Origin of the sequence: Chryseobacterium sp. VD8, from assembly GCF_037149975.1 — a bacterium.
Taxonomy (GTDB): domain Bacteria; phylum Bacteroidota; class Bacteroidia; order Flavobacteriales; family Weeksellaceae; genus Chryseobacterium; species Chryseobacterium indicum.
Genome location: NZ_JBBCQL010000002.1, coordinates 1 through 15,866, shown reverse-complemented (window position 1 = coordinate 15,866; position 15,866 = coordinate 1). Strand labels below are relative to the sequence as shown.

The following is a 15,866-nucleotide window of genomic DNA, read 5'->3' as shown; positions in this document are numbered from 1 at the left end:
CCGATAAGTTGCACAGCTTTTGTACTGTAATCCATAATCAAAAAACAAAATATTATGGCTTATACAGTAGTTTCGGTATTTCCTGTAACGGTAGATACAGAAGAAATTAAAAAAGATTTAAAAAACAACGGTTTTGACGATGCAAATATCATTATTTCCAGATCAAACCTTGAAAGCGGACTGTCAACGGATAATTATCAGGAAGATGAGCAGACCAAAGGATTTTTCGAATATACTTTTGCGCATGATGATGAAATGCTTGATGCGTACAGAAAGCACAGCATCGGAAAAAACAATGTGATTGTATATGCGGATAATCTGGAAGAGGCCGTTTCTGCAAATTCAATCCTGAATAAAAACGGAGCTTTGCAGGTATACAGAAAACCAGCGGAAGAAAAAACAGATATTCCTGAAGGAATGACGGAAGAGGAATACAACGGAATTATTGCAAAAGCAAGACACAATATTTACTTCTTAGGATCAGAAAGAGTTTATCATTCCAATATCATTAAAGGAATGGATGACCCGATGGATGATCTGGGATCTAAAGATTAAGAGCTAAAAAATACGATAATAAATAGGCTGCTTCAGAAATGAGGCAGCTTATTTTGCTAAATATTATATGAAAAAAAACAATTAGGGTAGCAAAACTTTATCAATTGCATGGATAATTCCGTTGCTGCATTGTACGTCGGTTACAATAATATTAGAAACTCTGTTGTTGTTATCTGTAATTTTTGCACCGCCCGTTGTGGTAATCTTAAAACTTCCACCCTGGAAAGTTGGAACTATCATATTGTTTGTAAGATTATTAGATCCTACATTGGCTCCGGTAACGACGTGGTATTTCAAAGTATTTTCCAAAGTCGTTTTTGGAATGGCTGCAAGATTAGCCGCTCCGATTTCTGTTAGCAAAGAAGAAAATGCTGTGTTGGTAGGTGCGAAAACCGTAAACGGAGAATTGGCAGTTCCGCTTAAAATTCCAACAAAATTTGGCATATCACTTCTTGTAAGAGCAGAAACCAAAGACGTAAACTGAGGATTTGCCGTTGCATGAGTAACAATAGTTGGCAAACCGATTACCGCATCTACTTTGTGGATCACTCCGTTGTTGGCATCAATGTCTGTGGCAACAACATTCGATACCCCATTAATTTTTACGCCGCCATTCGTATTGATAAACATACTGATCGGTCTTGTGGAAGAAGCAGATCCCATAGCAAGAGTAGAAACATAGCCGGTAGAAATTGCTGCTGCTTTTACTTCAGAATTCAAAACGTGGTTCATCAGCAAAGTTTTTAATGCCGCCGTAGGAACGTCATTAAGACTTGCATATCCGTTTGCCTGTAAAAAAGTTGCAAAAGCGGCATTTGTTGGGGCGAATAATGTGAAAGTTCCGCTTTGGTTAAGGGTTGCAGAAAGACCTGCTTTGTCGATGGCAGCTTTTAAACTGCTTAAATTACTGTCTGAAGAAACCAGTTCATACGTGGTCTTCTCAGTCATCATGTTGTCATCATTGTCGTCGCAGGAGATAATGCACAGCATGGCAACTCCCGAAAATAGTAGAGGTTTAAAGAAATTTCTCATAATATTATTTGTTAAGATGTAAAAACACATAGACAAATATTGTACCTTTTTATTTATTTTAGTAAAATAAATTTAATTTTTTATGTCAGTTTATCTTTTAATTCAGAAAAAGAGATGGATGAAAAAAGGAGTTTCGATTAAAAAAGAATTATAGATTTAATAAAAAACTAAAAAATAATTTTGATATTCAGAAAAATGTATATATTTGCAACGTAAAATAAAGTTTAACCATTTAAAAACAACGAAGCAATGTTCATATCCAATCAGCTTTCAACAGTAGGATTGCCTTTTGCAAAGGCGAGGCTTCGTGGTTTGGTACACTCTTAGAATAACAGTACAATGAAATATCAAAACCCGAAGTCGTAGAGATTTCGGGTTTTTTATTGCGCAATATTTCAAACTCAAAAACAGTTTTCCCGAAAAATCTTTTTAGTATTTAGGATTTCTTTCGAATTAGCAGATGATTTTTATCTGAAGCTATTTCCAGCTTTCCGCTGTATCTTTTTTGTGGCGACCGGAGCGAAGCGCAGGTCGCCACAAAAAAGGATGCCGCTGCAATCTGGGCTAGAAAGAGATGCCATTGAAGAAACCTCATAGGTTTTTAAAACCTATGAGGTTTAGATAAAGTCAGCCAATATTTTGCCTGGCGAAATGTAATATGAAGTTTAGAAAATAACATTTCTGAACCTCACTTCTAATGCTAAATTAATGGAAAAAGATAACCTTCTGTATTTCCGGATAAGAAGTCTGAGAAGCAGAAAAAGAATTATAAGAAAAGATGTAGAAAAACAAGTACGTAAAAAATATAAACGTCATAGAGAAGTCTGGAAGCAGAAAAGGAATATTCCGATCATTCCGCTGGAAAAACCTTACCAGAAAGGATTTGTAAGATTCTTTGTTGTGAGAGATGATGTAAAACGTTCAAAAGACGGCGATTTCTTCGAAAATCTTTTAAAGAAAATCAATACGGAAATGTACTCCGACACCCGAAAATTTCTAAAAAAGAAAAGAAAATCCGGACGGAGAATATACGTGGAAAAAGAACAAAAAACAGCAAATGTTCTGCCCTGGGAATGGGATAATCCGAAGTTTGGTTTAACGGAACGCGAAAGGCAGTATTTTGTAAAAAGAGAATATTACGCTCATAACAAAAGACTGATTAAAGAATATTATGAATTCATCGAGCCGTGGAGATTTGTATTGAGAGTAAAACCCAATATGATTACACACTATAAACCTTTAGATGAGGATTTAGAAAGAGAATATAATGCATTAGATTCCTATTTAAATCAGCACAAAGTAATAGGAATTATTCATAAAAATATTTATGGGAAACCCAATAAATGGAGGGAAAAATACAAAAGGAAAACTAACGTGAGAAAATATTTTCATTGCAGGATTTCCGCAGAAGAGATCGCAGAAATATTTACAGACGGAGAATTTTAATTTTTCAGATAAATCATTAAACAACAAAAAGTAAGCATGACCTGGAAAGTTGCAGAAAGAAAAATAGGAAAAGCAGGAAATATAAAACAGCAGCAGAAAAGACAGCAGGATTGGAACCGTAAATATGGCGAAAACTGGCAGATCGGATATTTTATAAACAATGAATTTGTAGCGCAGGAAGATGCTTTGGAAATCATCTATTACAAAAGCTATGAAGAACATTTCGAAAATCATCCACAAGATTTATCAGAGCTTATTCATACAGCCAAAGCCTTACGGAATCCACATGCGGAAATGACGGGAGGAACAGATTTACAGATTCCTGCTATTTATAAATATTTAAAAAATAAAAATCTTACACTCTTGGGTAATGAGATGGTAGACATAGGAACGTATGGAAGCAGATCTCATAAACTCAGTGTAAGACTTAGTCCTCTTACCATTAAAGTAACAGGAAATCCCAATATGACATTAGAAAAATTCTGGCAGGATAAGAAATGCCTTGTCATTTGGGAAGACAATTAAAACAAAAAACAATGGGAAATTTAAAACTTAAAGGAAAAGATATATTAAAATTAGGCTATCCGAACAACCAGAGTGTCAACATTGCGCTGGAAGTGATGAAAAGGAACTTTGCCACTAAAAACATCCATCACGTCAAATCCATTTTAAAAGATATTCTGGTGAATCCGGAAAATTTTGAAAAAGATTTAACCTTCGGACAGATTGCTGAAGCTTTGCTTTCATCCAAGAAAACTGAAAAGAGGATGCTCAATACACATCGGGCGACATTCAATATTTTCGGAAACAATATTTCAGATGAAGCCAAAAATCAATTATACACCGCGCTCAAGCTTCCAATTTCAACACAGGGAGCTTTGATGCCCGATTCGCACAGCGGATACGGACTTCCGATCGGAGGCGTTCTTGCGGTAGAAAATGCTGTAATTCCTTACGGAGTCGGGATGGATATTGGCTGCAGAATGAGTCTCAGTATTTTGGATACGCCGATTTCATATCTTGAAGGCGCAAGAGACAAATACGAAAAAGCCCTTGCCGAACATACAAAATTCGGAATGTACGAAACCCACAAATCTCACGTCGACCACGAGATTTTCGACAGAGATACCTTCGATCTCATTCCGATTTTAAGAAGATTAAAAGGAAAAGCCATCAAACAGATGGGAACTTCCGGCGGCGGAAATCACTTTGTAGAATTCGGAGAAGTTGAAATTACGGAAGAAGACGAACAGATCGGGCTTCCGAAAGGAAAATACCTCGGAATTCTTTCGCACAGCGGTTCGCGTGGATTGGGAGCAGAAATCGCCCAGTATTATTCCAGAGTTGCAGCAGAACAGTGTCCGTTGCCGAAAGAAGCGCAACAGTTTGCATGGCTGGATCTCAATACTCATCTCGGATTAGAATATTGGACGGCAATGAATCTGGCTGGAGAATACGCCTCAGCCTGTCATGACGATATTCACAGAAGACTGGTAAAAGTGGTCGGAGGAAGAGTAAAAGCAAAGATCGAAAACCATCACAATTTTGCATGGAAAGAAATCCACAACGGAAAAGAAGTAATCGTTCACCGAAAAGGAGCAACTCCGGCAAATGAAAACGAATTGGGAATGATCCCCGGTTCCATGACGGCAAAAGGATTCATCGTTCGCGGAAAAGGAAATCAGGATTCTCTGAATTCCGCTTCTCACGGAGCCGGAAGAGCGCATTCAAGAGGAGAATGCAGAAGTCTTTTTACTCAAAATGACATTAAAAAAGAATTAAAATTAAAGAATGTCACCTTAATGGGCGGAAATGCAGAAGAAGCACCGATGGCGTACAAAGACATCAACGAAGTGATGAATGCACAAAGTGAACTGGTGGATATTCTGGGAACTTTCCAACCGAGAATTGTAAGGATGGACAGGTAAAATAGTTTATGAATTTTAGTTGTTGGTTGATAGATTTTTAACCAGCAACTATCATTCTGTAACAATCAACAAAAAACAAAAGAAATGGGAGCACCTCATAATATAAAAAGATACGGTGAAGTCTGGCCGGAATTCAGGATTCAAAGCGGACTCGAAATTTTAGAAAAATTAAAAGATAAAATTATTATTTCAGGAGGCTGGGCGTGGCATTTTATGTCTAAACCCGGACATACGGAATACAAACACGCGCACGACCATAAGGATATTGATGTTTTTGTGAAAAAAGAAAACGTTGCAGAAGTTGTCATCATCCTACAGCAAGAAGGTTTCCAAAAGGTCTGGACAAGATACGATCATCTTCAGAGCGAAGAGAATTTCCGAAGATATGAGAAAACAGTTGAGCTGAAAAACGGAAAATTCCACAGGATTACAATCGATTTCTTTGAAAGAAATGATCTTGAAACTGTTGAAGCCAATGGATTTACCGTTGTAAAGCCTGAAGTTTTGCTCACGTTCTACAGAAACATTCATTCCAGCGATAAATGTTGGGCAGTTATGGCTGCAAAAGATTTACTGGAGAAAAGAATTAATCCTATTGGTCATCCGAAATTAAGTGAAATGCCAAAATAGATTGAAATGAAAAAAATATACAAACAGCAACATTTCAAATATTACGAAAATCTTCTCGTAGTCTGTCCGGATTGTGGTGAAGATGCTGTTGTAGAAAATGAACACAATTATAAAGAGGCAACTCTGAAATGCAGACACTGCGATTTACAGAAGAATGCATTAGATCTTGTGGTTTACAAAGCTTTTGTCAACCTTTACTGTCCGATTTGTGCACATCCCATTCGTTATGAGCAAGGCAACTTAAAAAAGAAACCTAAAATCAGTAATGTAAAATGTGATGCATGTGATTCTCAATTTCAGATTCAGCCAAAAACTGAAAAGTATTTGAATTCTTTTCCTAAAGAAGAAGGTTTAATTCACGATTCTGTTTTCGGTTGTCCGTATTATTTTCAGGCAGATTTTAAAGGGAAATTATTTTGGGCGAGAAACAGAGAGCATGTATTGGAAATGGAAAATTATGTTTCATCAGATTTAAGAACGAGACTGCCGTACAGAATGCGGATGGTAGAAAGATTACCAACATTTATTAAAGAAGCCAAAAACAGAGAGGCAATTTTAAAAATTTTACAAAAATGGAAAAACTCATACAAATAACCTCAGGAAGAGGACCTTTAGAATGCCAATGGGTAGTTGCAAAAGTTCTGAAGGCCTTTCTCGAAGAGGCAAAAGATAACAATATAGATTACGAAATCATTCACCGTGAAAATGGCGATGAAAACCTCACTTTGAAATCGGTGACCCTGCTTTTACGATCAAGAAATCTTAATGAATTTTTAGATAGCTGGTTAGGAAGCATTTGCTGGATCGGGAAAAGTACATTCCGGAAACTGCATAAAAGAAGCAATTGGTTTATCGGCGTTTTTGAACTGGAAGGATTGAATAAAATTAATTTTAATGAAAAAGAGATACAGTTTCAGACCACGAGAAGTCAGGGAAGCGGCGGGCAAAATGTAAACAAAGTGAATACCGCGGTTCGGGCAACGCATATTCCGACAGGACAAAGTGTTTTCGTTCAGGATTCGCGTTCACAGTTGGAAAATAAAAAACTTTCGATTGAAAGACTTAAAGCAAAAGTCCTGGAACATAACATCATTCAGCTTCAAAAGAGAATGCAGGAAACATGGAACAATCATCTGAATGTTCAGCGCGGAAATCCGATCCGTACATTTTCCGGAACCGATTTCAAAAAGAATTATGAAGACAAATCATTCAAAAAACAGAGAAGTCAGCTCAAAAATGAATTAAAAAACTACAAAAATGACCTTAACTAAAAATAAATACTATTTTGAGGCTTTAGACAACTATCCGTACAGTTTGCCGGAGTGTCTGGAAGCATTAAACTATGCGTTGTCTTATGATCCTGAAGATGCAGACAGCCTATGCCTGATGGGGAGAATCTACAGCGAAATGTTATCCGATTATGAAAAGGCAAAACTGTACTTTGAAGAAGCTATGCAGTGTGACGTGACGAATCTTAATACACCGCAATATTATATTAAATGTCTTCTGGACAACGAAGATTATCAGGAAGCAGAAAAACTGATCCATTATTCTTTGAAAATCAAGGGAATTGACAAAGCAACCTTATGGTTTTACAGAGCTTTACTTTCCGAAAAAAGAGGAAGTTTTGCCAATGCTTTGAAATTTCTGGATGAATCTGCAAAATACTGTTTTACAGAATACAGTTTGAATGTGGTGAAAGACCGCAAGAAATTCGTCAAATCAAAAATGCCGAAAAAAAAGAAAACTAAAAAAGAGAAGGAGACGAAATAAGTCTCCTTTTTCGTATTTTTAATAATGGAATTAAGATTTGAACGCAGACCGTTATATTTAAAAGAAACATTTTCAATTGCTTACGGGAACTATGATAAAAGAGAAGCCTTGCTCATAGAATTATCTCATCAGAAATGTAAAGGTTACGGAGAATGTGTAGCCATCGATTATTACAGGATTGATCTTCAAAGTTTTGTTTTAAAATTAAAAGAAATTCAGATTCTCATTGAAAGTCAGGAGATAATTCATCCGAAAGATTTTTTTACATTTTTATCGAATTTAAATCTGCCTCCGTTTTTACTTTCTGCATTGGATTGTGCGTATTGGGATCTTTTCGGTAAGCTGGAAAACAAAAGTTTTATTGAATTAAATCATTTTCCGTCAGATAAATTAGTTGAAAGTTCCATTACCATTTCTGTTGGAGAAATCGATCATCAGATTGAAATAATCGAAAAAAGCTCATGGAATAAATTCAAAGTGAAATGCAAAGGCTTAGATAAAAACAAAGTTGAAAAATTATTACAGTTAAACCGAAATATTGCTTTAGATTCCAATGCAAGTTTTACCGATGAGGACTGTATTTGGCTTCAAAATCATTCTGAAAATCAAAAATTTTCCTATCTCGAACAGCCAAGACCAATCAATAATTATAAAATTTTAGAAAAAGAAGGCTTTGCCAATTGGATGGCAGATGAAGATTGTCAGAATTTAGAATCGTTAGACAAATTAACTCCCTATTATAAAAGCATCAACATCAAATTAATGAAATGTGGCGGATTAACCCCTGCTTTGGAAATGATCAGAAAAGCCAGAAAATTAGACTACAAAATCATGATCGGCTGTATGACAGAATCTACCGTCGGAATTTCTGCTGCCTGCAATCTTACCGGACTTGTTGATTATGCCGATCTGGACGGCGCGAATTTAATCTCAAATGACTATGCGACAGGTAGTTTAGTTAAAAACGGAAAAATTATTTTATCTACAAAACCAGGTTTAGGAATTGTGATTAAATAAGTGAACAATAAATCGTCAATCCGCTTTGCTTATCAATTTTTTCTCTCAGTGCTTTCATTCGCTGAGTGAAACGCTTTTGCGAACGAAAAATAAACAGATTAGAAATCAAAAAACTTCGCGCTTTTTGTGTTAAAAATATAAAGAAGAATCAAAAACAAAAATAGACTTCATGTGAAGCCTATTTTTTGTTTGCTGAAATCAGATAATCATAAACCATTTGATGCTGGTCTTCCGATAATTTCGCTTTCGGAGCCATTCTGCTTAATGTTTTTATCCAACCCTGATCGTCGTGTTTTGCAGGATCCGGCAATTTATGACATCTGTTGCAGGAGTTTTCAAAAATTGTTTTCCCCTGTGCCAATTGTTCGGATGAAGTATATTTCGGTCCTGTTACCGCTGTACTTTTTGGTCCGCAGGAAATTAACATTCCCGCAACGCTTAAAACAATACCTAAAATCAGTTTCTTCATAAAAATATTTTGTTGTGATTTACTTTTTAGCAGATACGATATAATCGTAAACCCACTGATGCTGTTCATCTGTAAGCTTCGCTTTCGGCGCCATCGAATTCATAATTCCTACCCACTGAACCGAAGTATGAGAAGCAGGATTTGGTAATTTGTGACATCTTCCGCAAGAGTTTTCGAAAATTGTTTTTCCTTGTGCAATTTGTTCTGCTGTAGAAGTGGAAGCTACGGGAGTGGCTGCTGTGGAAGCTTTTGGAGTACAGGAAGCCAGTAAAACGGCAGCAAATGATGCTACAGCGATAAGTTTTTTCATGTTTTTTAACTGTTTATTCAAACAAATGTAGGAAATTCCCGTTTCCATTGATGAAATTGCACATAATTTAGAAGAAATACAAATAATAGTAGTGTAAATCGTGAAATCCGTTTCACTTGTAAATTGTGAATTTTTAAAATGAGCGAAAATTCTCACTACATTTGAATGGTGATTAAAAACAATTTTATCATTACAGTTTTAGAAGCTTAATCCCGCTTTCTGCTATATCTTTTTTTGCCATTACTCTTTCCCTTACAAAAAAAGGATGTCGCGTCAATCGGGGCTAGGTGTACAGTCATCAATTCATAGAATTTTCCTTCAAATTCCAACTGCAGGTTTTGTAAGAAAAAAGTCAATTTTCAGCATTAAAAAAATTGACAAATGAAATGAATTCACTATTGACCATTCACTCTTTAATCCTTATTTTTGAAACAATGAAATTTTCTACAGAAGAGCTAATAGAAGGAATAAGATCAGGTAATAAACGCCTGATCGCAAAAGCCATAACATTAGTCGAAAGTAAAAAAGCCGAACACAGAACACAGGCAGAAGAACTCCTCAAACAAATCATGCCTTTCACGGGAAATTCGGTTAGAGTAGGAGTAACAGGTGTTCCGGGAGCCGGAAAATCTACATTCATTGAAAATTTTGGGAGACTTGCCATTGCCAATGGTAAAAAAGTAGCGGTTTTGGCTATAGATCCGAGTTCAGCCATCAATAAAGGAAGTATTTTGGGCGATAAAACCCGAATGGAAGAACTTGCCAAAGAAGAGAATGCATTTATACGACCTTCCCCGAGCTCCGGATTTTTGGGCGGAGTAGCGAATACAACTTTTGAAACCATGATGATCTGCGAAGCGGCAGGTTACGATTACATTCTCATCGAAACCGTTGGAGTAGGGCAGTCTGAAGTTTTGGTTGCCGATATTACGGATGTCTTTTTATTCTTAAAAATAATTGGCGGCGGAGATGAACTTCAGGGCATCAAGCGCGGAATTATGGAAATGGTAGATGTTATTTTCATCAATAAAGTCGATCAGGAGAATCTTCAGAAGGCCAAAAATACCAGACTGGAATTAAAAAGAGCCTTAGATTTTATTCCGCCAAAAGAAAAAGACTGGAAAGTTCCTGTTTTGCTGGGTTCTGCTTTACATAACGAAGGTCTGAACGATGTTTTTAATAAAATTAATGATTTTATAACCCTCAAAAAGAAAACCGAAAGATTTGCTGAAGTAAGAATTCAACAGGCAGAAAAGCGTTTTGAGTATTGGGTTCAGGAATATATTTTAACAATGATGAAAAAAAATAATTCTATCGAAGAAGCCTACATTCAGCACAAAAAAAATGCTTCAGCCATGATTTCTAATCCCAGTACCGAAGCAAAATTATTTGTTGAAAAATTTTTATCTGAGCAGTAAAATTAAAGCTTTTCTTTCTGCACCTCATTTTTTGTAATGTATCCGTCGTAAGAAATCGGCTGTCTGTCGTTGCTTCTGATGGATGTAAATGCCTTTCCGTTTTTGAAAACCTCAATATTAATTTCATCTACCGAACTCTGGTCATTTACTTTAATTTTGATGAGCGATTTTCCTCTCTTTCCTTGAGATTTAGTCACTGTAAAATCTTTTGAAGTAAATCTGTAACTGTTTTGAGTGGTGTTTCCATAAGTAGGGTTAAAAACTCTTCCGAAATAAGGAAGTGTTACTTCAAGTTTATCCTTTCTCAGATCAATAGAATAATTACTTCCCGAAAGATCCAGAATTCTGGTTGCCGTAGCATTCGGCATAGAGCTCATAATGTTGATAACGTCATAATTGGTGGGTGTTGCTCTTTCTGCACGGAAAGAAAAATCATCAGAATTAATAAGGGCTGTTACACTCTGAGAATCGGTAGCGGTTTGGGAAGAACAGTTCTGAAAGATCATCAGAAATCCAAAAATACATATGATTGAAATATACTTTTTCATGTTACTAAAATAATTGTTAAATTTAGATAGCAAATTATATGCAAATATATTCTTTAAAATTATTTTGGAACAAAAATTGTAAAGCTTGAACTTATACACTCGCACTATGAAAATAAAACACATTTTTGGAATCGGAGCCATAGCTCTGTCGGTCGCTGCCTGTACTACAAACCCTATTACGGGGAGATCTTCTCTGCAGTTGGCAAATAACTCGGAAATTATGACCATGTCTGCTCAGGAATACAAAACAACACTAGGGAAATCCAAAGTGATTTCCGGAACTGCAGATGCAAAAAGAGTGGTAAGTGTAGGTTCCAGAATAAAGTCTGCTGCCGAAAGATATTATCAGCAAATTGGGCGTTCTGCAGATCTTGCGAACTACAAATGGGAATTTAATCTTCTTCAGAGTAACGAACTGAACGCATGGTGTATGCCGGGCGGAAAAGTTGCCGTTTATACAGGGATTTTACCGGTTACAAAGAATGAAAACGGACTGGCTGTCGTAATGGGACATGAAGTTTCTCACGCTTTGGCAGGACACGGAAATGAGAGAATTTCTCAGGCTATGATTGCACAGTACGGCGGACAGATTTTGGGAGGATCTATCTCAAATTCCCAGTGGGCAAGTGTTTTTCAGCAGGTTTACCCTATCGGTTCTCAGGTAGCCTTATTAAAATACGGAAGAAATCAGGAGTCTGAGGCAGATCAGATGGGATTATATCTGATGGCAATGGCTGGTTACGATCCTAGAGAAGCAATCCCGTTCTGGAACAGGATGGAAGCTGCATCTACCGGAGCCAGACAACCGGAATTCCTTTCTACTCACCCGAATCCTGAGACAAGAATTTCAGATATTAATAAAAACCTGCCTAAAGCTTTGGAATATTACAAGGCTGCAGGAGGTAAAATGTAAATTATACAAAATTTTAATCTTGAGTAAAGCCTTGTTGAATTTTAATAAATTTGATAGGGCTTTTTAATTTAAACCACTTAAACACAACACTATGAAAAATTTAACCATCATCGGACTTGTGCTCTTAGCTTTGTCTATACTGCTGTTTTATTTAACATCTAATAATTTTACAATAAATGATCTTCAGATGTCTCATATCATGGGAATTCTGGGCGGAATCGGAATTGGTTTAATTATCGGAGGAATGGTAGGCTATGTAAGTAAAGGAAGTGCGATAAAAGCTGAGCAGAAAAGAAAAGAATTTAAACAATTGCAAAAAGATAAAGAAGATCTGGAAAAACAGGCGGCAGAAATTGCAAGACGTGAAGCAGAACTTCGCAGTCGTGAAAATCAAAATCCTCAAATCTAATGATCTGAGGATTTTTTTATTAAGTTGTTATTTTCGTCAGTTAAAATTTATATCCGACACCTACCATAAATAAATTCGGTCTGTTATCATATCGGATTTCCTGTCCGGAAACTTTGTTGATAAAATTTCTGGAATCTTTACTGAAAGCACCTTCATATCTTGCATTCACAAGAAATTTTTTAATTTCCAGCTGAGCTCCGAACTGGTAACCTACTGTAAAATTGTCTTTTGCGTTTTCCTGAAAATCGTTATAGGTATTTTCTTTACTCAAATTATAGCTCGCTACCGGACCTGCATACACTCCCAGAAAATCACCTAAAACTTTATGCCCGATTAATACAGGTAAATCCAGACGGTTATTTTTAATATCGAAAGTGGTATTTGATGCAGGATCTGTAAAATCACTTTTAAAAGTAGTATAATACAATTCCGGCATTAGAAAGAACGAGGCAGGAAGATTTGCCTTTAAAGAAAGACCAATATTGAAACCTACATTATTTTTGCCCTCTCCTTCAATTGCCTGATTTACGGTTCCTTTAATATTTTTCCACGAAGGAGAACCTGTAGGAAAAATTAAATTTGCTTTTCCCGCAAGTGAAATCTGCGCGGAAGCCAACATAGAAAAACCTATTAACGCTATACTAAATGCCTTTTTCATTATCTTCTATTTTTGTAATTGTGTTATCAATCGTTTTATTATTCTCAAGCAGATATTCTCTTAGTTCTTTAAATAACTCTGATGAATAAACGAAATCAATGAGATTTTTATTGCCTGCCGTAATCAGAACATCCTTATTTCCTTCCCATTCTTTGATACCAAGCCTCAGATAAACAATTTTCTCGCCAATTGTCATTACAGAATTCATATCGTGGGTATTGATAATCGTTGTCGTGTTATATTCTTTGGTAATTTCGAGCAGAAGATCATCAATTACATTAGACGTATAAGGATCAAGACCTGAATTGGGCTCGTCACAGAAAAGATATTTCGGATTATTTACAATAGCTCTTGCAATCGCCACACGCTTCTGCATTCCTCCGGAAATTTCAGATGGAAATTTTCGGTTGGCTTTATCCAAATGCACTCTTCCGATAACATCAAACACCCTTTTTTTCTTTTCTCTGAATGTTAAATTTGTAAACATATCCAGCGGAAACATAATATTTTCTTCCACCGTTAAAGAATCAAATAGGGCACTTCCCTGAAATACGGTTCCGATTTCTGAACGAAGATGTTGTTTTTCCTCACGCGTCATTACGTTAATATCTTTTCCGTCGAAAAGAATTTCTCCCGATGTTGGCTGATAAACATTCAATAAACTTTTAAGGAAAACCGTTTTACCGGAGCCACTCTGTCCGATGATTAAGTTTACTTTTCCTTTATCAAAAGTGGTTGAAATTCCTTTAAGTACTTCAACTTCATCAAAACTCTTTTTAAGATCTTTTACCTCAATCATCAGCTTAAAATTAATTGGGTTAATAACAATTCCGAAAGGATAATAAATACCATTGTCCAGACTACAGCCTGTGTACTTGCTCTACCAACTTCCAGCGATCCTCCTTTCACATTATATCCGAAATAAGAAGGAACTGTTGCAATGATAAAGGCAAAAACAATAGTTTTGGTAAATGCATAATAAATAAACAGATTAGGCATATACATTTGGATACCCACAACATAATCGTTTGTCGTCCAGTTTCCTGTTAAAATTCCTGCAATATATCCTCCTGCGATACCAAAAACAATACTAATGGCAATTAATAAAGGATTAAAAATTACACAGGCAATAATTTTAGGGAAAATCAGAAAGTTGGGAGAATTTACTCCCATAATATCCAAAGCATCAATCTGTTCGGAAACCCTCATTGTTCCGATACTGGAAGCAATGTAAGAGCCTACTTTTCCGGCTAATATCAGACTGATAATAGTCGGGGAAAATTCCAGAACCAAAACCGCTTTCGTGGCATATCCTACGAAAGAAGGAGGAATCGGGAAAGATGAAGCATCGAAGTTATTGAACATCTGGATCGCAACAACTGCTCCCACAAATATTGAAGTGAAGATCACCAACCCAAAAGAGTTGACTCCCAAATCGTTTATTTCTCTCATAAACAGCTTCCAGAAAACCCTCATTTTCTGAGGCTTCTGAATAGATTTACCAAGAAGAAGGATGTATTCTCCTACAGCTGTAAAAAACTTTTTTAACATTCTGCTAAATTAGACTTTTTTTATTGAATTAGATTGAAGTTGAGACCCGAACGAAGCCTCACTTTCAACATTAAATTTTAGTATATCACAATGTAGACCAAAAACATTATTTTGCATTTTTATCTCCTGTAAGAACCAGCAAAACTGTTTTTAAAATAATCACAAGATCCAGCACAAAACTCCAGTTTCTTACATAGAAGGCATCTGCTAAAACCCTTTTGTTCATTTCCACTTCCACATCTCCGGCATCTCCGCGAAGCCCGTTTACCTGAGCAAGCCCGGTAATTCCGGGACTTACAAGACTTCTTAAACTGTATCTTCCGATTTTAGGTTTGTAATAATCGTCAACAGCCAACATATGCGGCCGCGGTCCTACAATCGACATTTCACCTTTCAGAACATTTATAAACTGTGGCATTTCATCCAGACTGGTTTTCCTTAAAAATTTCCCGATCGTTGTAATCCTTGAATCATTCTCTGAAGTGGTTTTCGTGGAAGATTCATCATTCACAACCATGGTTCTGAATTTAATACATTTAAAAACTTCTTCATGAAAACCATATCTTTCCTGAATAAAAAAGACGGGACCTTTCGATGAAGACCGTATTAAAATGGCGATAATCGGAAAAAGCCACGAACAGACTCCCACTAAAATTATTACCGAAAAAATAACATCAAAGGTTCTTTTCAGTAAAAAATTGGAGTAGTAATCGAGAGGATATTTTGCCTGATTGAGAATCGGTTGTGTCTGAATATAGCCAATATCATACAGAAAAAAATTATTCTGAATAATACTCGGAATCAGAGAAATATGCACTTTGTTGGCTTCAGCCAATTTAAAAATTTCCCTTTCCTGCTTTTCATCATATCTGTTTTCAGTCGGAATAAATAAAGTATGAATTCCGTTTGTCTTCCAGAAATCAATCAGTTCCTCAGCATTTATTTCTGCATTTTGATAGTCGAAAATTTTATAACCGTAATCTCGTCTATCCTTTAAAATATTCTTTAAAACTTCTGTAGAGCTGTTTTCACTCAGGAACATAACATTTCTGTGATTGATTCCGAGACTTCTGAAGTATTTAATTCCAAAATAAATCAAAGATTTCGCAAGGAAAATAAAGAAAAACAGATAAAACGAAAGCCAGTAAATATCCGAATTGAAAAATACATTGTAACTCACCTTTCCGATAAGAAAAACTCCCAGAATGA

20 protein-coding genes are annotated in these 15,866 nt (G+C 36.1%); 12 read left to right on the top strand and 8 right to left on the bottom strand.

Going from position 1 to position 15,866, the window contains the following annotated elements; all coding sequences use genetic code 11:
- Window positions 1-54 precede the first annotated feature (54 nt).
- Window positions 55-555 carry a hypothetical protein gene (locus tag WFK35_RS00365; protein ID WP_336730833.1) on the top strand — a complete coding sequence of 167 codons (501 nt, stop codon included), beginning with the start codon at window positions 55-57 and terminating at the stop codon, window positions 553-555.
- 81 nt (window positions 556-636) lie between these two features.
- Here the strand turns inward: WFK35_RS00365 and WFK35_RS00360 are convergent, their stop codons facing one another.
- Window positions 637-1,587, bottom strand: a complete 951-nt coding sequence (locus WFK35_RS00360; protein ID WP_336690240.1) for a fasciclin domain-containing protein — start codon at window positions 1,585-1,587, stop codon at window positions 637-639.
- Window positions 1,588-2,295: 708 nt separating this feature from the next.
- Between WFK35_RS00360 and WFK35_RS00355 the strand changes: the two genes are divergently transcribed.
- The 8 genes from WFK35_RS00355 to WFK35_RS00320 all read left to right on the top strand — a co-directional run bounded on the left by WFK35_RS00355 (window position 2,296) and on the right by WFK35_RS00320 (window position 8,381).
- On the top strand, window positions 2,296-3,033 hold the full coding sequence (locus WFK35_RS00355) for a hypothetical protein (RefSeq protein WP_336730832.1): 738 nt from the start codon (window positions 2,296-2,298) through the stop codon (window positions 3,031-3,033).
- Between the two features lie 36 nt (window positions 3,034-3,069).
- Window positions 3,070-3,558, top strand: a complete 489-nt coding sequence (locus tag WFK35_RS00350) for a hypothetical protein (RefSeq protein WP_336730830.1) — start codon at window positions 3,070-3,072, stop codon at window positions 3,556-3,558.
- Window positions 3,559-3,569: 11 nt separating this feature from the next.
- Window positions 3,570-4,961 carry an RtcB family protein gene (locus WFK35_RS00345; protein WP_336730828.1) on the top strand — a complete coding sequence of 464 codons (1,392 nt, stop codon included), beginning with the start codon at window positions 3,570-3,572 and terminating at the stop codon, window positions 4,959-4,961.
- A gap of 84 nt (window positions 4,962-5,045) precedes the next feature.
- Complete coding sequence (locus tag WFK35_RS00340) at window positions 5,046-5,591, top strand: hypothetical protein (RefSeq protein ID WP_336730826.1); 546 nt, start codon at window positions 5,046-5,048, stop codon at window positions 5,589-5,591.
- A 6-nt stretch (window positions 5,592-5,597) separates the two neighbouring features.
- A complete protein-coding gene (locus tag WFK35_RS00335) occupies window positions 5,598-6,185 on the top strand; it encodes a hypothetical protein (RefSeq protein WP_336730825.1) in 588 nt (195 codons plus the stop codon).
- The gene (gene prfH, locus WFK35_RS00330) at window positions 6,164-6,862 is read left to right on the top strand and encodes a peptide chain release factor H (protein ID WP_336730823.1); all 699 of its coding nucleotides are present in this window, start codon (window positions 6,164-6,166) and stop codon (window positions 6,860-6,862) included. The genes WFK35_RS00335 and prfH overlap by 22 nt, the downstream gene beginning before the upstream one ends.
- Window positions 6,849-7,364 (top strand): tetratricopeptide repeat protein, encoded by a 516-nt coding sequence (locus WFK35_RS00325; protein WP_336730821.1) that lies wholly within the window; start codon window positions 6,849-6,851, stop codon window positions 7,362-7,364. The genes prfH and WFK35_RS00325 overlap by 14 nt, the downstream gene beginning before the upstream one ends.
- 24 nt (window positions 7,365-7,388) lie before the next feature.
- Window positions 7,389-8,381: an enolase C-terminal domain-like protein gene (locus WFK35_RS00320; RefSeq protein ID WP_336730820.1), complete on the top strand. Its 993-nt coding sequence runs from the start codon at window positions 7,389-7,391 to the stop codon at window positions 8,379-8,381.
- A gap of 178 nt (window positions 8,382-8,559) precedes the next feature.
- Here WFK35_RS00320 and WFK35_RS00315 read toward each other — a convergent pair whose 3' ends face one another.
- The gene (locus tag WFK35_RS00315) at window positions 8,560-8,850 is read right to left on the bottom strand and encodes a cytochrome C (protein ID WP_336730819.1); all 291 of its coding nucleotides are present in this window, start codon (window positions 8,848-8,850) and stop codon (window positions 8,560-8,562) included.
- 19 nt (window positions 8,851-8,869) lie between these two features.
- A complete protein-coding gene (locus WFK35_RS00310) occupies window positions 8,870-9,160 on the bottom strand; it encodes a c-type cytochrome (RefSeq protein ID WP_235132000.1) in 291 nt (96 codons plus the stop codon).
- Window positions 9,161-9,594: 434 nt separating this feature from the next.
- On the opposite strand from WFK35_RS00310, the gene meaB reads away from it, so the two are divergent.
- On the top strand, window positions 9,595-10,578 hold the full coding sequence (gene meaB, locus WFK35_RS00305; protein WP_336730868.1) for a methylmalonyl Co-A mutase-associated GTPase MeaB: 984 nt from the start codon (window positions 9,595-9,597) through the stop codon (window positions 10,576-10,578).
- 2 nt (window positions 10,579-10,580) lie between these two features.
- Here the strand turns inward: meaB and WFK35_RS00300 are convergent, their stop codons facing one another.
- On the bottom strand, window positions 10,581-11,126 hold the full coding sequence (locus WFK35_RS00300; protein ID WP_214587607.1) for a DUF4251 domain-containing protein: 546 nt from the start codon (window positions 11,124-11,126) through the stop codon (window positions 10,581-10,583).
- Between the two features lie 106 nt (window positions 11,127-11,232).
- Here WFK35_RS00300 and WFK35_RS00295 point away from each other — a divergent pair, with 106 nt between their 5' ends.
- Window positions 11,233-12,039, top strand: coding sequence for a M48 family metallopeptidase (locus tag WFK35_RS00295; protein ID WP_235131999.1), 807 nt, complete (start codon window positions 11,233-11,235; stop codon window positions 12,037-12,039).
- A 91-nt stretch (window positions 12,040-12,130) separates the two neighbouring features.
- Complete coding sequence (locus WFK35_RS00290) at window positions 12,131-12,448, top strand: hypothetical protein (RefSeq protein WP_214587605.1); 318 nt, start codon at window positions 12,131-12,133, stop codon at window positions 12,446-12,448.
- 40 nt (window positions 12,449-12,488) lie between these two features.
- Here the strand turns inward: WFK35_RS00290 and WFK35_RS00285 are convergent, their stop codons facing one another.
- The 4 genes from WFK35_RS00285 to WFK35_RS00270 form a co-directional block, all read right to left on the bottom strand.
- Window positions 12,489-13,106, bottom strand: a complete 618-nt coding sequence (locus WFK35_RS00285) for an outer membrane beta-barrel protein (protein ID WP_214587604.1) — start codon at window positions 13,104-13,106, stop codon at window positions 12,489-12,491.
- Complete coding sequence (locus tag WFK35_RS00280; protein WP_214587603.1) at window positions 13,090-13,905, bottom strand: ABC transporter ATP-binding protein; 816 nt, start codon at window positions 13,903-13,905, stop codon at window positions 13,090-13,092. The genes WFK35_RS00285 and WFK35_RS00280 overlap by 17 nt, the downstream gene beginning before the upstream one ends.
- Entirely contained in the window at window positions 13,905-14,657 is a 753-nt protein-coding gene (locus WFK35_RS00275; RefSeq protein ID WP_235131997.1) for an MlaE family ABC transporter permease, read from the bottom strand. The genes WFK35_RS00280 and WFK35_RS00275 overlap by 1 nt, the downstream gene beginning before the upstream one ends.
- 106 nt (window positions 14,658-14,763) lie before the next feature.
- Window positions 14,764-15,866: exopolysaccharide biosynthesis polyprenyl glycosylphosphotransferase (locus WFK35_RS00270; protein ID WP_336730817.1), on the bottom strand; the 1,103-nt coding region annotated here is incomplete at its 5' end.

Bases quoted from the DNA above. Each gene is read 5' to 3' on its own strand.
- WFK35_RS00365 (WP_336730833.1), top strand. From the start codon at position 55: ATGGCTTATACAGTAGTTTCGGTATTTCCTGTAACGGTAGATACAGAA.
- WFK35_RS00360 (WP_336690240.1), bottom strand. From the start codon at position 1,587: ATGAGAAATTTCTTTAAACCTCTACTATTTTCGGGAGTTGCCATGCTG.
- WFK35_RS00355 (WP_336730832.1), top strand. From the start codon at position 2,296: ATGGAAAAAGATAACCTTCTGTATTTCCGGATAAGAAGTCTGAGAAGC.
- WFK35_RS00350 (WP_336730830.1), top strand. From the start codon at position 3,070: ATGACCTGGAAAGTTGCAGAAAGAAAAATAGGAAAAGCAGGAAATATA.
- WFK35_RS00345 (WP_336730828.1), top strand. From the start codon at position 3,570: ATGGGAAATTTAAAACTTAAAGGAAAAGATATATTAAAATTAGGCTAT.
- WFK35_RS00340 (WP_336730826.1), top strand. From the start codon at position 5,046: ATGGGAGCACCTCATAATATAAAAAGATACGGTGAAGTCTGGCCGGAA.
- WFK35_RS00335 (WP_336730825.1), top strand. From the start codon at position 5,598: ATGAAAAAAATATACAAACAGCAACATTTCAAATATTACGAAAATCTT.
- prfH (WP_336730823.1), top strand. From the start codon at position 6,164: ATGGAAAAACTCATACAAATAACCTCAGGAAGAGGACCTTTAGAATGC.
- WFK35_RS00325 (WP_336730821.1), top strand. From the start codon at position 6,849: ATGACCTTAACTAAAAATAAATACTATTTTGAGGCTTTAGACAACTAT.
- WFK35_RS00320 (WP_336730820.1), top strand. From the start codon at position 7,389: ATGGAATTAAGATTTGAACGCAGACCGTTATATTTAAAAGAAACATTT.
- WFK35_RS00315 (WP_336730819.1), bottom strand. From the start codon at position 8,850: ATGAAGAAACTGATTTTAGGTATTGTTTTAAGCGTTGCGGGAATGTTA.
- WFK35_RS00310 (WP_235132000.1), bottom strand. From the start codon at position 9,160: ATGAAAAAACTTATCGCTGTAGCATCATTTGCTGCCGTTTTACTGGCT.
- meaB (WP_336730868.1), top strand. From the start codon at position 9,595: ATGAAATTTTCTACAGAAGAGCTAATAGAAGGAATAAGATCAGGTAAT.
- WFK35_RS00300 (WP_214587607.1), bottom strand. From the start codon at position 11,126: ATGAAAAAGTATATTTCAATCATATGTATTTTTGGATTTCTGATGATC.
- WFK35_RS00295 (WP_235131999.1), top strand. From the start codon at position 11,233: ATGAAAATAAAACACATTTTTGGAATCGGAGCCATAGCTCTGTCGGTC.
- WFK35_RS00290 (WP_214587605.1), top strand. From the start codon at position 12,131: ATGAAAAATTTAACCATCATCGGACTTGTGCTCTTAGCTTTGTCTATA.
- WFK35_RS00285 (WP_214587604.1), bottom strand. From the start codon at position 13,106: ATGAAAAAGGCATTTAGTATAGCGTTAATAGGTTTTTCTATGTTGGCT.
- WFK35_RS00280 (WP_214587603.1), bottom strand. From the start codon at position 13,905: ATGATTGAGGTAAAAGATCTTAAAAAGAGTTTTGATGAAGTTGAAGTA.
- WFK35_RS00275 (WP_235131997.1), bottom strand. From the start codon at position 14,657: ATGTTAAAAAAGTTTTTTACAGCTGTAGGAGAATACATCCTTCTTCTT.